The sequence below is a fragment of the Rhodococcus sp. 06-221-2 genome, assembly GCF_002258365.1.
GTDB classification, from domain to species: Bacteria; Actinomycetota; Actinomycetes; order Mycobacteriales; family Mycobacteriaceae; genus Rhodococcoides; species Rhodococcoides fascians.
Genome location: NZ_NOYJ01000030.1, coordinates 88,096 through 106,836 on the forward strand (window position 1 = coordinate 88,096; position 18,741 = coordinate 106,836).

Here is an 18,741-nt window from a genome sequence, read left to right on the forward strand (position 1 = left end):
GGGTCCCGAGTTCTAACATTCCATCTTCGGCCTCAGGCCGCGAGGCTGCTGGTCACATTCCACAGAATGAACACGACGAACAGCAAGACCATGATCGACAGGTCCAGTCGCACACCACCGAGGTTGAGCGGCGGAATTATCCTGCGCAGGAACTTCACGGGCGGGTCGGTGACCGTGAAGATCGCCTCCAGAAGGATGACGACCAGCCCGGTCGGTTGCCAATCTCTCGCGAAAGTCCTGATGAACTCGACGATGATTCGACCGATGAGAAGGAGCCAAAAAAGAAACAATACGATGTTGATCACCGTGAACACGATCACGGCTATACTCTGCCTGACTTCGCCGGGCTGAGCAAAGTGCGCTGGTCACAGCTCCGACTTGCCGCCCCAAGGGGAGAAACGATCACTGCTGGCTGTAGAAGCCGGTTTCCGCGATTCGCCTGCGCTCCTGCGGGGATACATCGACATCGGCGGGCGAAAGCAGGAACACCTTCGTGGCCACCTTGTCGAACGATCCTCGGAGTGCGAAGGCCAATCCGGCAGCGAAGTCCACGAGTCGCTTGGCGTCGGCGTTGCTCATTTCGACGAGATCCATGATGACCGGAGTACCGTCACGGAAACGCTCACCGATGGTGCGCGCCTCGCTGTAGTCCCTCGGGCGCAGGGTGGTGATCTTCGAGAGTGGGCCCCCGTCGTCGACGATCGGGCTGCGTCGCGTCTCGGCCCGCACGTCCATGCGGGTGTCCATCGCCAGCGCGCCACGGGTGGCAGCGCCTCGGGTCGACGGTCCTGCTGTGCCGCGTGCGCGTCCACCGATCGGAGCGAGCGTCGCAGCGGGGCGAGGAGCCTCGTAATCGTCGTAATCGTCCTCGGCCTGCGCGTGCCGCGAGCCACCGAACGACGGCTTGACGAAGTCACGATCGTCGATGTCGTCGTAACCGTCACGGCCACCACGGGGACTGCGGCGGGTGTCCGGATCGTCGAGGTAGTCGTCCTCGTAGTCCGCGAGCGGAACCATGCCGAAGTACGCCTTGAACTTGTGCAGGGTGCTCATCGTTCTGCCTTCCGTGGCCGTGTCTACTGTCCATCTCCAGGTTCGCAAGTGTCTGTTGTGACTGATGTGATCCGTGGACTGTTATTGGGAGGCTATCGGCCGCGCACCGAGTATTGCGGTACCGACACGCACGCACGTCGATCCGTGTCGCACAGCAGCTTCCAGGTCCCCCGTCATGCCGGCCGACAACTCGCGGGCATCTTGATGATCACGCAGAAGTCGCTGATGCAGCACTTCGAGATCACCGAACGCAGCGTCCGCATCGGCGTCCAACGGAGGTACGGCCATGAGTCCGGCCAGACGCAAGCCGGGTGCGGTCGACACCGCGTCGGCCAACTCGTACAGGTCCCCGCGTTCGACGCCGCCGCGGTGGACATCGCCGTCGAGACTGACCTGAACGAGGACGTCGAGCGGCGTCGTCCGAGCGCCGTCGTCGAGTGCTGTCTCGGTGGCCTTGGACAACGCGGTGACCAACCGAGCGCTGTCCACCGAGTGAATGGAGTGCGCCCACGCAGCGATGGACTTCGCCTTGTTTCGCTGGAGATGCCCGATCATGTGCCATCGGGGCGGATCAACGCGGAACTCCTCTGCGGTCTCGGCCACTTTGGGCGACGCATCCTGCTCTCTGGACTCGCCGAACTCACGGCAGCCCAGCTCGTACAGGATCCGAACGTCGGACGCGGGGAAGAACTTCGTCACCGGCAGCAGAGTCACGGTCGAGTCTTCTCGACCTGCGTCCGCACATGCTCGCGCCAATCGTTCGCGTACCGACGCCAACGCGGCGGCGATCTCGGCAGCTCGGTCGGTGGGCTCGCTCACGACATCCTCTCCTGGCCGGAGTCGGGAACCTCGTCTGCGGATGCGGAATCCATCCATACGACGCTCGCGATACGGCCGGTCGAACCCTCCCGGCGATGGCTGAACAGGGTGCGATCCTCGATGGTGCACCGGGGATCCTGAGCCACTCCGTGCAGGCCGGCGGCAATCAGCTGCGCGCGCACACCGGCCGGGATATCGAGACCGGGGGTGTTCCGAACCGTCGTCGTCGCGCTTCCGGGAAGATGCTTGTCGACGTCGGCGCGCATGTGGGCGGGTACCTCGTACTGACGCCCACTGGCCGCCGGGCCGAGGAAGGCCCCGATCCTCTCCGGGACCGCGCCCAGCTCGACCATCGACGCGAGTACTCGAGGAATGATGCCGATGCGGGCACCGACACGGCCGGCGTGCACCGCGGCGATCACGCCCGCCTCTTCGTCGGACAGCAACACCGGAACACAGTCGGCCGTCAACACCACGAGCGCGAGATCGCGTTGCGTCGTCACCAACGCATCGGTCATGGGAACGGGCTCGGACACCGGCCCGTCCACCACCGTGACGGTGCGGCCGTGGACCTGCTCCATGAACACCATGCGTTCGATGCCCATACCCAAACGGTCACCGAGGCGTCGACGGTTGGCCTCGACAGCAGCCGGGTCGTCGCCTACGTGGTCACCGAGATTGAAGGTGTCGAACGGCGGGGCCGACACGCCGCCTGCTCGCGTCGTCGACACCCGCCTGACCCGAAAGGAGTCACTCACCGCCGCATGAAGGACGGTACGTCGACCTCGTCTTCGCCGTCGTCCTCGGCGACGGGAACGCGGCGTCCGGATCCGACCGACTCGCGGCCTTGACCGCCGGAATCCCGGCCGTGACCGGCTGCGGACTCGCGGCTGGACGATTCGCGGTTCGACGAACTGGACGAGTTCAGCGGGGGCAGGCTCGATCCGCTGGGTGCGCCGACCGGGTCGCGGAACACAGCGCCCTCGGAGCTGTCGTTCGAGCGTGAGGAGACCTCCCCCGAGCGCGCCGATCCGATCGGGCCGCGGGTGGATGCCGCTGCCTCGACCGGACGACGCGTGGGCGTTCCTCCGTCGAACCCGGCGGCGATGACGGTGACACGAACCTCGTCGCCGAGAGAGTCGTCGATGACGGTTCCGAAGATGATGTTGGCGTCGATGTGCGCAGCTTCCTGGACCAGCGAGGCGGCCTCGTTGATCTCGAACAGGCCGAGATCCGAGCCACCCGCGATGGAGAGCAGCACTCCGCGGGCACCTTCCATGGACGCTTCCAGCAGCGGCGAGTTGATCGCGGATTCCGCGGCCTTGATCGCGCGGCCTTCACCGCGGGAGGAACCGATGCCCATCAGCGCACTGCCTGCGCCGGACATGACGCCCTTGACGTCGGCGAAGTCGACGTTGATCAGTCCTGGCGTGGTGATCAGATCGGTGATGCCCTGAACGCCGTTGAGCAGGACCTCGTCGGCACTGCGGAACGCATCCATGAGGCTGACGGCTGCGTCGCCGAGCTGAAGCAGACGATCGTTGGGGATGACGATGAGCGTGTCGCAGGATTCACGCAGCTGCTGGATACCGGTGTCGGCCTGGCCACCACGGCGCTTGCCCTCGAAGGAGAACGGACGCGTCACGACGCCGACGGTCAGCGCGCCGAGCTTGCGCGCGATGTTGGCGACGACGGGAGCACCGCCGGTACCGGTTCCGCCACCCTCACCTGCGGTGACGAAGACCATGTCGGCACCCTTGAGGACCTCTTCGATCTCGTCCTTGTGGTCGTCCGCTGCGCGGCGACCCACCTCGGGGTCGGCACCGGCACCGAGTCCGCGAGTCAGCTCACGGCCGACGTCGAGCTTGACGTCGGCGTCACTCATCAGCAAGGCCTGAGCGTCGGTGTTGACGGCGATGAACTCGACTCCCTTGAGTCCCTGTTCGATCATCCGGTTGACCGCGTTCACGCCGCCGCCGCCGATGCCGACGACCTTGATTACGGCGAGGTAGTTGTGCGGGGGCGTCATGGGCTCTCGCCTTCCGTGGATTGTTGCTCGAAAAATGTGGAAAACCCTCAACCTAAACCACAGGCTTAGAGTTATGTCAAGTACTCGACTGATCGGAACGCTATTCACCGACGGCCACGATCGCCATTAGGCGCGCCGATGCCGCGCCGAAAATATGAGCCTCTCGGACCCGTTGCTATTTCGTGGTCGGAAGATCGGGACTGGACACGTCGAAAATCTGACCCGGTTGCGACAGCAGCGCGATGGCCACCGCCCCCTTGCGCTCGGAGTTGTCCTTGTTCCCCCACACGACGGTACGCCCGTCCAACAGCAGGATCGAGATGTCGGACAGCGTGCTCGCGCGCACTTCGCCGACCTGACCTCGAATCAGCGGCGGCAGCGAATCGAGCACAGCCAGTGCATCTTTCGTCACCGGATCGCCGAAGACAGGATTGTCGGTCACCAGTCGGACCACCCCGGGCGGAGGCGGTGCGACGGCGAAGTCCACGCCGGTCGCATCGAGCAAGTGAGTGCCGTCGGGAGAATCGACGAACGCCACCGGGACACGTTCTTCGACGGTGACCTGCACGGTGGACGGGTATTTCCGTTGCACCCGAACCGATGCCAGCTCCGGTATCGACGCAACACGCTGGGCCGCGGCCGCGGCGTCGACACGGACCAGCGGCAGGCCGGTCGGCACCTCGAGTCGGTCGAGGATCTCCTGTTCGGACACCGACGAGGCTCCCACGACCGAGATCGTCCGAACCGACAGCAGCGGCGTGAAGTAGACCAGTACTGCCGACCCGACGATCACTGCGACAACCGCCACGACGGCAAGCACCGCGCGACGGCGTGACCGTTTCACGCGAGCGCGCTCTTCTTCCCTGGCCTGCGCGCGAGCTTGCCTGTCTGTGACCGACGACGTCGAATCACCCTGCCCGGCAACGGGTTCCGATCTGGAAGCGCGGTCTCGATCGGACCGACGAGTCACGTCGACGGCCGATCCTTCGGTACCGCGCGGCCGGTCGTGGCACCGAAATCGGTTTTGGAACGAAGGGCGTCGAGAATGGGACCGCCGAGCATGGTCACGTCGCCCGCACCCATCGTGATCACCACGTCGCCGGGACGGCTGAGATTGGCCACCTGCTTGGCGACCAACGACAGATCCGGTTGGTAGTTCACCGGTTTGGTCACCGACGCTGCGACCAAGGCCCCGGTCACACCGGGCAGGGGTTCCTCGCGAGCGCCGTAGACGTCGAGCACCACGATCTCGTCGGCCAACGACAGTGCGGTACCGAATTCCTCGGCGAACGTCGCAGTACGTGAGTACAGATGCGGTTGGAACACCACCACGACCCGCCCCCGCTCGCCCGGAAGTGCTTGACCCGCGACCAACGCCTGCGCAGCGGTCAGCACGGCCCGCACCTCGGTGGGGTGATGGGCGTAGTCGTCGAACACTCGTACTCCGTGCTCGCGTCCGGTGAACTGGAACCGCCGGTGCACTCCCCCGAATCCGGTCAGCCCGGCCAGCAACTCCTCGACCCCCGCGCCCACCTGGCGGGCAGCCACGAACGCCGCCAGGGCGTTGAGGGCGGTGTGCCGTCCCGGTACTCCCAGCCGAACCGTGCGGGCAGAGTCCTCACCGGCGATCTGCAACTGCGCGACGCCGCCGATGTCCTCGGGCTCCCAGGCCAACAGGCGAACGGCCATCTCGACCGGTCCGGCGTCGACGTCGGACGACCCGTAGCCGAGCACCGTCACTCCGGGGAGATTCTTCTCGACCACGCGGCGGGCCAGAGCTGCCGAACCCGGATCGTCCATGCATGCCACCAGCACACCGCCCGGGTGCAGCAGCGCGGCGAAATCGTCGAACACCTTCACGTAGGCCTCGGTCGTACCGAAGAAATCGAGATGATCGGCCTCGATGTTCGTCACGATGATCACGTTCGCGGAGTACTGCAACAGCGAACCGTCACTCTCGTCCGCCTCGGCGACGAAGACGTCGCCACTGCCGTGATGCGCGTTGGTTCCGGCCTCGTTGAGCTCACCGCCGACGGCGAACGACGGGTCGAACCCACAGTGCTGCAGTGCGACGACCAACATCGATGTGGTCGACGTCTTGCCGTGCGTGCCCGACACCAGCAGGGTGCGGTACCCCTCCATCAACGACGCGAGGACGGCGGGCCGCAACACCACCGGAATCCCGCGATCGCGAGCCTCGACGAGTTCGGGGTTGGTCTTGGGTATGGCCGCGTGGGTCGTCACGACCACGGTGGGGCCGCCGTCGATCATGTCCAGCGCGCTTGCATCGTGCCCGATTCGCACCAGCGCACCGCGGGCTCGCAGCGCCAACACCCCGCGCGATTCCTTGGCATCCGATCCGGACACCTGACCACCGCGCGCCAGCAGAATGCGTGCGATCCCGGACATCCCGGCACCGCCGATTCCCACCATGTGCACCCGTTCGAGCTCTGCCGGCAACTCCGACATCGCCGCACCCTCAGTTGTCACGCGGACGTCTCCCTCGTTCTGTGGCATTCTCGCCGCCGCCCGGTTCAGCGCCGCGCCGCGTGCGCGGTATCGAGCACGATCTGCGCAACGGCAGCCGCAGCACCCTTGTGACCGGCTCCTGCCGCAGCACGGGACATCGCGGCGATGCGCTCGGTGTCGGCCACCAAAGCGACGACCGTGTCGGTCACGTACTGCGCGCTCAGCGTCGCGTCGGCTACCAGGATGCCACCTCCGGCGTCGACGACGGGACGGGCATTGAGCTCCTGCTCACCGTTGCCGTGCGGTAGAGGCACGTACACGGCAGGAAGCCCGGTCGCGGAGACTTCGGCGACCGTCATGGCACCGGACCGGCAGATCGCGAGATCGGCCGCCGCGTAGGCCAGGTCCATCCGGTCGATGTAGGGCACTGCGACGTACGGAGCATCCGGATTGCTCTGCTCCGCGTCCAGTGTGTTCTTGGGACCGTGTGCGTGCAGAACCGAGATGCCGGCGGCGGCAAGGGCGGCCGAGGCACCGGACACTGCGTCGTTGAGTGAACGCGCGCCCTGTGAACCGCCGAACACCAGCAGCACCGGCCCGTGTTCGGGCAGACCGAAATGAGCGCGAGCCTGCGACCGCATCGCTGCGCGATCGAGACCGGTGATGGTGGGCCGCACCGGAATTCCGATCACTTCTGCATCCTCGGACCCCGGTGCAGAGATACCAGATCCGGCGACGGCGGCAAGGACTCGTTCGGCGCTGCGTGCACCGACCTTGTTCGCGATGCCGGCGCGGGCATTGGCCTCGTGAATGATCACCGGAATACGGCCGCCGCGACCGAGAAGTCGACCGCGGGCAGCGAGATACGCAGGAAGCGCGACGTAACCGCCGAAGCCGACCAGTACATCGGCCTCGACCGCAGCGAAGATCTCCCGGGTTCGACGCACCGACCGTGCGACCCGAACCGGTAACTTCACCAGGTCGAGAGTGGGCTTGCGAGGCAGCGGCACGGGCGGTATCAGTTCCAGCGCGTAGCCGCGGGCGGGTACCAGTGTCGTTTCGAGCCCCCGGCTGCTGCCGAGGGCGGTGACGGTGACGGTGGGGTCGAGCTCGCGCAGGGCGTCGGCCACGGCGAGCGCGGGCTCGATGTGTCCGGCGGTTCCGCCTCCGGCCACCACCACGGATATCGGCCTCGATGTCTGCTTCACCGTCGATATCCTCGCTCACCCGAGCGGACCGGCGGACGACCGGGTTGCGGTTCCGGACGCGGCCGATACGGCGACCGTGGTCCGGCGGCGTACCCGCTGCCGGTGTCTCGGCGTTGGGGCTCGGCACGGCGGGCGTGGCCACGGGGTGCGTTCCTGGCCGACCCGTTGGGGCCGGCCGTGTCCACCCGTGAACTCGACACCCGGGTACGTCCGGGCTCGGGTGACCGTGCCCCGCGGCCGTCCTTGTTCTTGCGGGACTCGAGACGTGTGCGATCCTGCGCCGCCAACGTGGGACGGGTGGATTTGGAGCGTGCCATCGCGGCCCGCTTCGGTGAGAAGACAGCAGGCAGCGGCAATCTCAGAGCTCGGGCGATACGACCCTCTTGCCCGGCGTGCAGCGCGGCGATGGCTTCCGGTTCGTGTCGGGCCGCACTGGCGATGATCCCGAACATCAACAGCGTGATGGCCGTGGACGTACCGCCGTAGGACACCAGCGGCAGCTGCAGACCGGTCACCGGCAGCAGCCCGACCACATAGCCGATGTTGATCATGGCCTGACCGAACACCCAGCACGTTGCGCCTGCAGTCAACAGACGCAGGAACGGATCGACCGACCGCATTGCGATGCGTAGGCCGGTGTAGACGAAGAGACCGAACAATCCGATGACGGCGAGGCAGCCGATCATGCCGAGCTCCTCGCCGATGATCGCGAAGATGAAGTCGTTGTGCGCGTTGGGGAGGTAGCTCCATTTCGCGCGACTCTGTCCCAATCCGCGACCGAAGAGTCCGCCGTCGGCCAAGGAGTACTTGGCCTGGGTGGACTGATACGACAGACCCTGGGTGTCCTCCCCCGGGTTGAGCCAGGCCTTGACGCGGTTCGAGCGGTAGCCGGCGGTGAACGCGAGCACGGTCGCCAGAGCCAAACCGGTCACCAGGACTGCTCCGAACAGCCGGGCGTTGAGGCCGGCGAACCACAGTAGTGCGACGAGAATGATGCCCAGGGCGATCGCGGTACTGAGGTTGGGCTGGAGCACGACGAGCAGACACATGAGCAGGCCCGCAGGCAGCAACGGCACCAGCAGCGACTTGATGTTGCCGTGCTCGCTGCGACGGGAGGCCAGCAGGTGCGCTCCCCACAGAACCAACGCGACCTTCGCCAGCTCGGACGGCTGGAACGAGACGACACCGAAGTCGAACCAACGCCGTGCGCCCTGACGCTCGGCACCGATACCGGGGATCAACACCAGCATCAACATCGTGATCGAGACCAGGAAGAGCGGGAACGACAATTTGCGCAGGTATCGCACCGGCAGCCGAAGCGCCGCATAGAACGCGACCACACCCAGTGCGACACCGATCAGCTGTTGCGTGAACAGCGCGTAGCCGGACTCGTCGGCTGCGAACGATTCGGCCGACGACGCGGACAGCACCATGACCAGTCCCAGCACGGTGAGCAGCACCGCGATCGTGACGATGAGGTGGAACGACGCCAGCGGCCGACCGAACCACAGTCCGATTCGGGTGCGCGGCGTGGTGGTGCGACGAGGTGGACGCGCCGGTCGAGCTGCGGTGGTCACGATCGCGGCGATCCGAGGGCGGCGATGTCGAGGCGCTCGACGGACTCGGCGAAGCTTCGGCCGCGGTGGCCGTAATCGACGAACATGTCCAACGACGCAGCCGCGGGGGCCAGCAGGACGGTATCGCCGGAGGCGGCGAACCCCGCAGCGTGGTCGACGGCCGCTCGCATCACCGCATCTGCATCTTCAGCCTCATGAGTCACACCAGCATCGTCTCCCGAAGGGAGCCTGACGACCGGAACATCGGGGGCGTGTCGCGCCAAAGCCTCTGCGATCTGCATCCCATCGCGGCCCAACACCACAGCAGCCACGAGCCGATCGGCGATCTCGACGACCAGATCGTCGATCACCGCACCCTTCAACAACCCGCCCGCGATCCACACGACCCGATCGTGCGCGAGGATCGACGAGCGCGCGGCATGCGGATTCGTCGCCTTGGAATCGTCGACGAACGTCACCCCACCGAGCTCACGCACCACTGCGGCCCGATGCGGTCCCACCCGGTACGTCCGCAATCCGTTTCGGACGGCCTCGGCGTCGACACCGATCGATCGCGCCAACGCAGCCGCGGCCAACGCGTCGAGCACACCGGACGGGCCACTCGGTTCCACCTCGTCGGCCCGGAGCAACTCGACGTTGTCCCCGAACGCACGGTCGACGAGCATTCCCGCCCGCACTCCCAGCTCGCCCGCGGCGGGTTCGTTCAGGCGGAAACCGACGACCGTCGCTGCCGGTGCCCCCGCCCGCAGACCGGCCGCCACCGCGTCGTCGAGTCCGACGACCCCGACGTCCCCGCTCAACGCGCGCGCCTTGGCCTGGACGTACCCGTCCATGCCCCCGTGCCAGTCCAGATGGTCCTCGGCGATGTTGAGCACCACCCCCGCCGCGGGACGAACCGACGGTGCCCAGAACAACTGGAAGGACGACAGCTCGACCGCGAGTACGCGCGGATGCGGGGTACCGCGCAACGCGTCGGCGATGGGGAGGCCGATGTTTCCGCAGGCGACGGAGTCGATTCCGGCAGCGTCGAGGATCGACGCGAGCATCGAGGTGGTGGTCGTCTTACCGTTCGTACCGGTGACAACCAGCCAACGAGCGCGCGGGCCGTACACCTCGGCGCGGTCGAGATGCCACGAGAACTCCACGTCGCCCCACACCGGGACGGCGTGGTCGGCGGCCGCAGCCAGCACCGGAGAGTCCGGCCGGAACCCGGGACTGGTGACGACGAGCGCAAAGGCCGCGATCGCGTCCGGATCGGCGAGCAGATCGTCCTGAACCACCACGGCAGCACCGAGCGCCGACGCCTCGTCGAGCGCAGCTCGGTTCGAGTCGGTGACGGTCACGAGTGCGCCGAGGTCCAGCAGTGGGCGTACGACGGCCAGCCCGGAGATGCGCGCACCGGTGACCAGCACCGAACTATCGCGCAACCAGGACAGATGGGTCGAGGCTTCGGTCATTGCCTAACCGCCCACAGCCGCGAGGTATTCGCTGTAGAACAGTGCCAAGCCGACGGCCGACGCGATCGCGGCGAGCAACCAGAACCTGATGATGACCGTCGTCTCGGCCCAACCGGCCAACTCGAAGTGGTGATGGAACGGGGCCATTCGGAACACGCGTCGCCGACTCGACCGGAACACTGCGACCTGGATGACGACCGACGCTGCTTCGGCGACGAACAACGCGCCGATGACCACCATGATCAGTTCGGTCTTGGTGACCACGGACAGTCCTGCGATCAGGCCGCCCAGAGCGAGGGATCCGGTATCGCCCATGAAGATCTTGGCGGGCGCGGCGTTCCACCACAGGAAACCGATGCAGGCACCGGCCGCCGACGCGCACACCAGGGCCAGGTCGAGAGGGTCGCGTACGTCGTAGCAACCCGGTGCAGGACCGGCCGGTCCTGCACACGCCTGCCGGTACTGCCAGAAGGTGATGACGGTGTACGCCCCGAGGACCAATGTCATGGACCCGGCCGCCAGGCCGTCGAGGCCGTCGGTGAGATTGACCGAGTTGGACCACGCGATCACCAGCAGACAGACGAAGAACACGAAGACAGCAGCCGACATCGACCACGTTGCGATGTCGCGCACATACGACAGTTGAGTGCTGCCCGGAGTCAATCCGTCGTCACTGCGAAACTGCAGGACCAGGATGGCGAACAGCACCGCCGCGGTGATCTGGCCGACGTATTTGCCGGTGGCGTTCAGACCGAGGTTGCGCTGTTTACGAATCTTGATGAAGTCGTCGAGAAAGCCGACGAGGCCGAGCACGGTGGTCAGGCCGAGTACGAGTAGAGCCGAGGCCGACGGCCCCTCGGCGTCGTATCCGATGCCGATCAGGTGCGAGCCCAAGTAGCCGGCCCAGATCCCGACCAGGATCGCCACGCCGCCCATGGTGGGAGTACCGCGCTTGGACTGATGGCTCGCCGGGCCCTCGACCCGGATCTCCTGGCCGAAGCCCTGTTTCGAGAAGGTCTTGATGAGCACGGGAGTCAGCAGAATTGCGACTGCAAGTGCGATCCCTCCGGCGAACAGGATCTGTCTCACTGCTCGCCCTCCGACGGTTCGGCCAACAGGGCGTCGGCCGACGGTTCGGCCAACAGGGCGTCGGCAACGGTCCACATCGCGCCCGACTGCGAGGCCTTGACCAGAACGATGTCGCCGGCGCGAACCTCGTCCTCGAGCACGGCGATGGCGGTCTCGCGGTCGGGTACGAGCATCGATTCCTCGCCCCAGGACCCTTCCATGACGGCGCCCTGATGCAGCGCACGCGTGGGCCGACCCGAATCGACGATGATCAACCGATCGACGTCCAGGCGGACGGCGAGCCGACCGATCGCATCGTGCTCCACCACCGATTCGCCGCCGAGCTCGCCCATCTCCCCCAGCACCGCCCAACTGCGCCGCTTCGGCCCGTCATCACGCCGCGACATCGACACCAGCGCCTTGAGGGCGGCCCGCATCGAATCGGGATTCGCGTTGTACGAGTCGTTGATGACGGTGACGCCGTCCGCGCGGGTGCGTACATCCATCCGGCGGATCGAGGTGGGTACCGCGGTCGAGAGCGCTTCGGCAACCTGGGCCACGCCGGCCCCGCACTCGAGCGCGACGGCCGCGGCAGCCAGGGCGTTGCCCACCTGATGTTCACCGTGCACCGCCAGGGTGATGTGCGCCGAGCCTGCCGCACACACGAGCGTGAACGACGCCCGCGCATCGGTGTCGACCACGACGTCGACAGCCCGGACGTCGGCGTCCGCGTTGAGTCCGACGGTGACGACGGCCGCCTTCGTGCGTGTCGCCATCTCGGCGACCAGACGATCGTCGATGTTGAGGATCGCCACGCCGCCGTCCGCAGCAGCGGGCAATGCCTCGACCAGTTCGCCCTTGGCCAGCGCGATGGCGGCACGTGAACCGAACTCGCCGAGGTGCGCGGTTCCGACATTGAGAACCACCCCGATCCGGGGCGGCGCGAGCCTGGCGAGTTCGGCGATGTGGCCGATTCCCCGGGCGGACAGCTCGAGGGCGAGGAAGTCGGTATCGGAGTCGGCCCGCAGAGCAGTCCATGGATGCCCGAGTTCGTTGTTGAACGATCCGGGTGGGGCCACCACGGATCCGAGCGGACGCAGCACAGCCGAGATCAGATCTTTCGTCGACGTCTTGCCCGACGACCCCGTCACGCCCACCACGGTCAGATCGTGGCGCGCAGTCAGTTCGAGCACCGATTCCCGGGCCAACGCACCGAGCGCGGTCAGCACTGCAGCACCGGTCCCCTCCGGGTCGTGTTCGAGTGCCATCGCACGGCTCGAGTGCGGTGCCGGCCGAACGACGACTGCCGGGACACCCACCGGACGCGCCGCGAGAACGACAGCAGCGCCTGCGGCCACGGCGTCGGCCGCGTGCTCGTGGCCGTCCACCTTGGCACCGGGCAGGGCGAGAAAGACACTGCCGGGTGTGACCTTGCGTGAGTCGAACTCCACCGGCCCGGCGACCAGCACCGTCGGGTCCGCCACGTCGTGCAGTTCGCCGCCGACGATCTCGGCGATGCGAGCGATCGAGAGCGGTATCACCGTGCGCCTGCGCTCGTGGTGACCAGTCGTGCATCGATGGCCGATGCGAGTACCACTCGGTCGTCGAACGGATACTTCACCCCCGCCACCTCCTGGCCCGTCTCGTGTCCTTTACCTGCGATCAACACAACGTCCCCCTCACGTGCCCACGCCACGGCTTGTTCTATCGCCGCTGCGCGGCCTTCGACATTTCGTACTTCGCCACGAGCGTCGTCGGGCACCGACAGTGCACCGTCTTCGACGGCATGCCGTATCGCTGCCGGATCCTCACTGCGCGGATTGTCGTCGGTCACCACGAGCAGATCGGCACCGCGCGCTCCGGCCGCACCCATCAGAGGGCGCTTGGCGGTGTCTCGATCCCCGCCGGCACCCAACACGACGGCGATACGTCCACGGGACGACTCTCGCAGAGTCGCCAGCACCGCTTCGACCGCAGCGGGCTTGTGGGCGTAGTCGACCACCGCGAGGAAGTCCTGGCCACGATCGATTCGTTGCACTCGACCGGGCACGTCGACGGTCGCGATTCCGGGCGCCGCCGTCGCGGCATCCACGCCTGCCGCTTCGCAGGTCGCGAGCGCGAGCACGGCGTTGGCGACGTTGTAGCGACCCGGCAGACGTACCGACACCGGCAACGACGTTCCGTTCGGATCGGCAACGGTGAACGACTGCGTTCCGTCGTCGTGCTTGGCCCACTCGGAGACGGTCCACTGCGAGTCGGCACCGGTGGACACCGTGACGACCGTGGATCCTGCCGACCGGGCGATATCGGCCATCCGCACGCCCCAGGCATCGTCGACGCACACGACCGCTGTGTCTGCCCGTACCGGCGAATCGACCCCGAACAGCCGGCTCTTGGCCAGAAAGTAGTCCTCGAGCGAGTCGTGGAAGTCGAGATGATCCTGGGACAGATTGGTGAACGCGCCGACCGCGAAGTCGGTGCCGTCGACTCGGCCGAGGGACAACGCATGGGAAGACACTTCCATCACCACGGTGTCGACTCCGGCCTCGACCATGACGGCGAAGAGCGCATGCAACTGCGGAGCCTCGGGGGTGGTGAGAGCGCTCGGTACGTGCTGGCCCACTACGCGGGTCTCGATCGTGCCGATCAGTCCGCAGCGGCGGCCGGCGGTTGTCAGGCCGGCCTCCACGAGGTACGCGGTCGTCGTCTTGCCCGACGTGCCGGTGATTCCGACGACCGTCATCTTCGACGACGGATTGCCGTACACGAGGGCGGACACGGTTCCGAGCACCTGGCGTGGTCGGTCGTGCACGAGGACAGGAACATGGCGATCGGCGGTGGCGAGGACGCCGCGGACGATGTCGGCACCGGATGGGTCGGTGAAGACCGCCGCTGCACCCCGCTCGATCGCGTCGGCGGTGAACTCGGCTCCGTGCCGAGCGGATCCGGGTAGCGCGGCGAAGAGATCGCCGGGACGAACGGACTGCGCTCGCAGATCGATTCCGGTGACCTGCACTCCGTCGAGGTGTCCCCACTCGATCGTTGCACCGACAGCGGACGCCACGTCGGATACGTCGGTGTGCGGCGGATTCGCCGGCCGAGACCCCGGAGCGGGTTGTGAATCCGATGACACAGTCACTCCTGCTCCCTTCCTCTGTACTTCCACCGCACACTGCGTCAGCTCGAACACGCTGCGGTGGCTGATCGACGAACACGCCTCGAGCCGATGTGTCAGATTACCGGCGACCGTGATCGGCATGCTGCCGCCCCGATTCCCAGACTGGAAGATTCGGGCCTCAGTCGGCCTGAAGAACCAACTTGGGGCCCGGGTCTGCGGACATCGGAACACTGTCGCGCTGCAACAGCCAGCTGGCGATGTTGTGGAACAGCGGTGCGGCCGACTGCCCTCCCGAGCCGTCGGCGCTGCGGGACGGCGCGTCCAGCATGATCCCGATCACGTAGCGAGGATCGTCTGCCGGAGCGATACCCGCGAACGTGATCCAGTACTTCGAGTTCGAGTAGCACTTGCACTCGGGATCGACCTGCTGGGCCGTGCCGGTCTTACCACTGATCTGGTAGCCCTCGACACCTGCGGCGACTCCGGTACCGCGCTGATTTCCAGTGTCGTCCTGGGTGACCGACCGGAACATGTTGCGGACCGTCTTCGCCGTATCGGGACTGACCACGTACACCCCGTCGGGTCGCGGCGTCTCGGTTCGTTCGCCGTTGGCGTCCACCGTTGCCGCGACGATCCGCGGCGGGATGCGCACACCGTCGTTGGCGATCGCCTGGTACATCCCGGTCATCTGCAGGAGCGTCATCGACAGACCCTGCCCGATCGGCAGGTTGGCGAAGGTACCGCCCGACCACTGATCGCGGCTGGGCACGCTGCCTGCGCTCTCGTTGGGGAGGCCGACGTCGCTGCGCTGGCCCAGGCCGAACTTGTTCAGCATGTCGGCATACCGATCCTCGCCGACACGTTGAGCCAGCATCAGAGTCCCCACGTTGGAGGACTTACCGAACACTCCGGTGGAGGTGTACGGCGCAACTCCGTGTTCCCAGGCGTCCCGGACCGAGACACCGGACATGAAGATGTTGCCCGGTACCTGCAGCACCTCGTCGGGTGTGGTGAGCCCGTACTCGATAGCGGCTGCAGCAGTGATGATCTTGTTGACCGAACCGGGCTCGAACGGCGTCGTGACGGGCAGATTGCCCATCTCCTTGGTCCGTTCGTTGTTTCCGACGCCGATTCCGGGGTTGAAGGTGTTGTCGTTCGACATGGCCAGCACTTCGCCGGTGTGCGAATCCTGAACGTAGGCAGACGCATTCTTGGCCCCGGACAGATCTTTCGCCAGCTGCACCTGCTGCTGTACGTAGTACTGCAGGTCCGCGTCGATGGTCAGTTCCACGTTCGAGCCGTTGACCGCGGGCTGCTTGTCGCGCCAGCTGCCGGGAATGACGGCCCCGTCGGAACCGCGATCGTAGGTCTGCGATCCGTCGGTACCGGCGAGCGTGGCGTCGAGCGAATCCTCGAGCCCGAGCAGGCCGTGTCCGTCCCACCCGGTGGCCCCGACGATGTTCGCGGCGAGCGAGCCACCCGGGTACTCGCGGATGTCCTGACGTTCGAGCCCGACCTGCTTGAATTCCTTGCTGATGTTCGACGCCACGGTGGCGTCCACACCCCGTGCCAGATAGGTGAATTCGTCGTTGCTCTTCAGTTTCGCGAGCAGATCCTTCTTGCTGACGACGTCACCGAGATCGCTGTGGATCCGCTCGGCGATGTCGTCGAGGTACTTGTCGGTTTCCGGCTTCGTCGGATCCTTCGCGCGTGCCTCGTCGAGTTCTCTACGAACCCGGACCGGCTGGAACGTCAGCGCTTTCGCTTCCATGGTGAAAGCGATCGGGTTTCCGTTGCGATCGAGGATCGAGCCGCGCATCGCCGGATCGACGAGGGTGGTGGTGCGCTGCGAGGCGGACTCGGCCGACAGTGTCGGCGCATCGAATCCTTGAATCCAGAGCAACTGTGCCGCGACGACCGCCAAAGCCACGTACATCAAGATGCGGCCCGTACCGTGCCGAAAACGAAATGTGGACGAGTCCAAACGCTTTCGTCCCGGCCGCGCTCGATCTGCGGGCCGGGGACGTGACGCAGGCGACGGCCTGGTCACTGCTCGTCACCGGAGGATTCGCCGGGGGCGGGAGCCGAGGGGGTGCTCATGGGAACCAATTGTTCAGCAAGCGCGGCAGTTCCGGCACCATTGGGCGCACTCGGCGTGGCGGCACGGGTGTCACCTGCGCCCGTCGGCCTGGTGGGCTGCGACGCACTCCTCGGAGTCTGCGACTGCGCCGACTGTCGTGCGGGATTCTGTGTCGACGCACTCGGAACCGAGCCCTCCCCCGAGCCGGTGGCGGGAGGCGGATCGAGGGGTGCAACCGGCGCACCGTCGGCGGGAGCGGGCGTGCCGACGACCTGCACACCGCCCTCGGGGGCTACGACGAGGCGGGCGGGGTTCTTGGCGGGGACCATTCCGATCGCGGCGGCTTTGCGCGCGAGCTCGGGCGCAGATTCCGCGAGCTCGACGTCACGCTGCAAGGAGGCACGCTGTTGTGCGAGCTCGGCGTTGACGGCCTTGGCGGCACTGAGGTCGTAGGAGTCGCCCGCCGAGCGCGTCGTCAACAACAACGTCAAGCCGAGCCCGAGGGCAAGCAGACCGATGACCAAGGCTACGAACGGGATTCGAGCCGCAATGGCACTGCCGTTGAGCGTCGGACGAAGTGAGGCCGCTGAACCGCGAGCAGAATCCGACGTATGTATCGAGGCACGCTGCTGCCTGCGCTCGTAGGCGCGCAATGCGGCTCCGGACCGACCACCGCGGCCGGCCCGCTCGGGTCGAGTAGCCGGAACCCGATTGCGTTGTGTTCCAACAGTTGTGCCTGGAACCGTCATTCCGCTCTCCTTGCAATCCGTTCGGCGGCGCGCAACCTCACCGGGGCCGAGCGTGGGTTGACTTCGATTTCCTCGTCCGAGGCGCGTTCCGCACCTCTGGTCAACAGCCGAAATTCCGGACCCATCCCGGGAAGTTCGACCGGCAACCCCTCGGGACTTCGAGACTTGATCCGAGGGGCCAACTCCTGCTTGACAACTCGATCTTCGAGCGACTGATACGACATGAAGACGACGCGGCCGCCGACGGCCAAGGCGTCGAGTCCGGCCGGCACCGCGGCTTTGAGCGAATCGAGCTCCCCGTTGACCTCGATACGCAGCGCCTGGAAAGTTCGCTTTGCCGGATGCCCACCGGTGCGGCGAGTCGCGGCCGGTATTGCGGCATACAGCAATTCGACCAACGGGCCGCTCGTCGTGAACGGCGTGTGCTCACGTCGCCGCAGAATTGCGGACGCGATCTTGCCTGCGAACCGCTCTTCTCCGTAGGTGCTGAGCACGCGAGCGATATCGCCGTGCGAGTACGTATTGAGCACGTCGGCTGCCGTGATGCCCTGCGTCGGATTCATCCGCATGTCCAGCGGTGCATCGACGGAATACGCGAAGCCGCGGTCCGACTCGTCCAGCTGCATCGACGACACTCCGAGGTCGAACAGGATGGCGTGAACGGAATAGGTCGCGGGAAGTCCGGCCTCGTCGAGGGCGGCGGCAATGCCCTCGTATGTGGTGTGCACCAGAGTCGTTCGATCCGAGAACGGGGCCAGTCTGGCACCCGCCTTGTCGAGCGCGTCAGGATCGCGATCGAGTCCGATGAGGTGCAGACCGGGATACTTCCGTAGAAAGTGTTCGGCGTGACCGCCGAGTCCGAGCGTGGCGTCGATCATGACCCGAGTCGTGTCGGGGTCGTCCGCCGATTCCACTGCGGGCCCGAGAAGCTCGTCGGCACGCTCGAGTCGAACGGGGACGTGGATCGGGCCGCCGGAGCGACGGTGAGTGCGGTCGGCGGACGCGTCGTTCTCGTCCGGCCCGGCTCCCTCCGTCATGGTCCCTCCCGGTTGCGTATACGTACTTCTCGCCCGGGTCCGGGCCCTGCGGGTCGTCCATTGCGGCCGGTGCGAAT

The 18,741-nt window shown here is 66.4% G+C and carries 16 protein-coding genes; all 16 read right to left on the bottom strand.

The features are described from left to right. Positions 1–32: 32 nt before the first annotated feature. The 16 genes from CH281_RS16590 to rsmH all read right to left on the bottom strand — a co-directional run bounded on the left by CH281_RS16590 (position 33) and on the right by rsmH (position 18,664). Positions 33–320, bottom strand: a complete 288-nt coding sequence (locus CH281_RS16590) for a YggT family protein (RefSeq protein ID WP_027497338.1) — start codon at positions 318–320, stop codon at positions 33–35. A gap of 82 nt (positions 321–402) precedes the next feature. Beyond that, a complete protein-coding gene (locus CH281_RS16595) occupies positions 403–1,053 on the bottom strand; it encodes a cell division protein SepF (protein ID WP_032368101.1) in 651 nt (216 codons plus the stop codon). A gap of 81 nt (positions 1,054–1,134) precedes the next feature. After that, positions 1,135–1,872: a YggS family pyridoxal phosphate-dependent enzyme gene (locus tag CH281_RS16600; RefSeq protein WP_032368102.1), complete on the bottom strand. Its 738-nt coding sequence runs from the start codon at positions 1,870–1,872 to the stop codon at positions 1,135–1,137. Next, complete coding sequence (gene pgeF / locus CH281_RS16605) at positions 1,869–2,630, bottom strand: peptidoglycan editing factor PgeF (protein WP_052074054.1); 762 nt, start codon at positions 2,628–2,630, stop codon at positions 1,869–1,871. The genes CH281_RS16600 and pgeF overlap by 4 nt, the downstream gene beginning before the upstream one ends. Continuing rightward, positions 2,627–3,901: a cell division protein FtsZ gene (ftsZ, locus tag CH281_RS16610; protein ID WP_027497341.1), complete on the bottom strand. Its 1,275-nt coding sequence runs from the start codon at positions 3,899–3,901 to the stop codon at positions 2,627–2,629. Before ftsZ ends, pgeF begins: the two co-directional genes overlap by 4 nt. 175 nt (positions 3,902–4,076) lie before the next feature. Continuing rightward, positions 4,077–4,745, bottom strand: coding sequence for a cell division protein FtsQ/DivIB (locus tag CH281_RS16615; protein WP_230593424.1), 669 nt, complete (start codon positions 4,743–4,745; stop codon positions 4,077–4,079). Positions 4,746–4,867: 122 nt separating this feature from the next. Then, complete coding sequence (murC, locus tag CH281_RS16620) at positions 4,868–6,370, bottom strand: UDP-N-acetylmuramate--L-alanine ligase (RefSeq protein ID WP_045841252.1); 1,503 nt, start codon at positions 6,368–6,370, stop codon at positions 4,868–4,870. 65 nt (positions 6,371–6,435) lie between these two features. Next, positions 6,436–7,578: an undecaprenyldiphospho-muramoylpentapeptide beta-N-acetylglucosaminyltransferase gene (murG, locus tag CH281_RS16625; protein ID WP_218829783.1), complete on the bottom strand. Its 1,143-nt coding sequence runs from the start codon at positions 7,576–7,578 to the stop codon at positions 6,436–6,438. Further along, the gene (gene ftsW / locus CH281_RS16630; RefSeq protein WP_027497345.1) at positions 7,575–9,155 is read right to left on the bottom strand and encodes a putative lipid II flippase FtsW; all 1,581 of its coding nucleotides are present in this window, start codon (positions 9,153–9,155) and stop codon (positions 7,575–7,577) included. The genes murG and ftsW overlap by 4 nt, the downstream gene beginning before the upstream one ends. Next, positions 9,152–10,612: a UDP-N-acetylmuramoyl-L-alanine--D-glutamate ligase gene (gene murD, locus CH281_RS16635; protein WP_032382816.1), complete on the bottom strand. Its 1,461-nt coding sequence runs from the start codon at positions 10,610–10,612 to the stop codon at positions 9,152–9,154. The genes ftsW and murD overlap by 4 nt, the downstream gene beginning before the upstream one ends. Before the next feature lie 3 nt (positions 10,613–10,615). Then, a complete protein-coding gene (gene mraY / locus CH281_RS16640) occupies positions 10,616–11,701 on the bottom strand; it encodes a phospho-N-acetylmuramoyl-pentapeptide-transferase (protein ID WP_027497347.1) in 1,086 nt (361 codons plus the stop codon). Beyond that, positions 11,698–13,221, bottom strand: coding sequence for a UDP-N-acetylmuramoyl-tripeptide--D-alanyl-D-alanine ligase (locus tag CH281_RS16645; protein WP_032399978.1), 1,524 nt, complete (start codon positions 13,219–13,221; stop codon positions 11,698–11,700). The genes mraY and CH281_RS16645 overlap by 4 nt, the downstream gene beginning before the upstream one ends. After that, positions 13,218–14,819 carry a UDP-N-acetylmuramoyl-L-alanyl-D-glutamate--2,6-diaminopimelate ligase gene (locus CH281_RS16650; RefSeq protein ID WP_094695334.1) on the bottom strand — a complete coding sequence of 534 codons (1,602 nt, stop codon included), beginning with the start codon at positions 14,817–14,819 and terminating at the stop codon, positions 13,218–13,220. Before CH281_RS16650 ends, CH281_RS16645 begins: the two co-directional genes overlap by 4 nt. Positions 14,820–14,976: 157 nt before the next feature. Then, positions 14,977–16,848: a peptidoglycan D,D-transpeptidase FtsI family protein gene (locus tag CH281_RS16655; RefSeq protein ID WP_032368105.1), complete on the bottom strand. Its 1,872-nt coding sequence runs from the start codon at positions 16,846–16,848 to the stop codon at positions 14,977–14,979. Then, positions 16,845–17,627, bottom strand: coding sequence for a hypothetical protein (locus CH281_RS16660; protein ID WP_230074472.1), 783 nt, complete (start codon positions 17,625–17,627; stop codon positions 16,845–16,847). Before CH281_RS16660 ends, CH281_RS16655 begins: the two co-directional genes overlap by 4 nt. Beyond that, on the bottom strand, positions 17,624–18,664 hold the full coding sequence (rsmH, locus tag CH281_RS16665) for a 16S rRNA (cytosine(1402)-N(4))-methyltransferase RsmH (RefSeq protein ID WP_027497351.1): 1,041 nt from the start codon (positions 18,662–18,664) through the stop codon (positions 17,624–17,626). Before rsmH ends, CH281_RS16660 begins: the two co-directional genes overlap by 4 nt. Between the last annotated feature and the right edge of the window lie 77 nt (positions 18,665–18,741).

Coding starts and splice junctions, on each gene's coding strand:
- murD (WP_032382816.1), bottom strand. CDS start 10,612: ATGACCGAAGCCTCGACCCATCTGTCCTGGTTGCGCGATAGTTCGGTG.
- CH281_RS16595 (WP_032368101.1), bottom strand. CDS start 1,053: ATGAGCACCCTGCACAAGTTCAAGGCGTACTTCGGCATGGTTCCGCTC.
- ftsZ (WP_027497341.1), bottom strand. CDS start 3,901: ATGACGCCCCCGCACAACTACCTCGCCGTAATCAAGGTCGTCGGCATC.
- murC (WP_045841252.1), bottom strand. CDS start 6,370: ATGTCGGAGTTGCCGGCAGAGCTCGAACGGGTGCACATGGTGGGAATC.
- rsmH (WP_027497351.1), bottom strand. CDS start 18,664: ATGACGGAGGGAGCCGGGCCGGACGAGAACGACGCGTCCGCCGACCGC.
- CH281_RS16660 (WP_230074472.1), bottom strand. CDS start 17,627: ATGACGGTTCCAGGCACAACTGTTGGAACACAACGCAATCGGGTTCCG.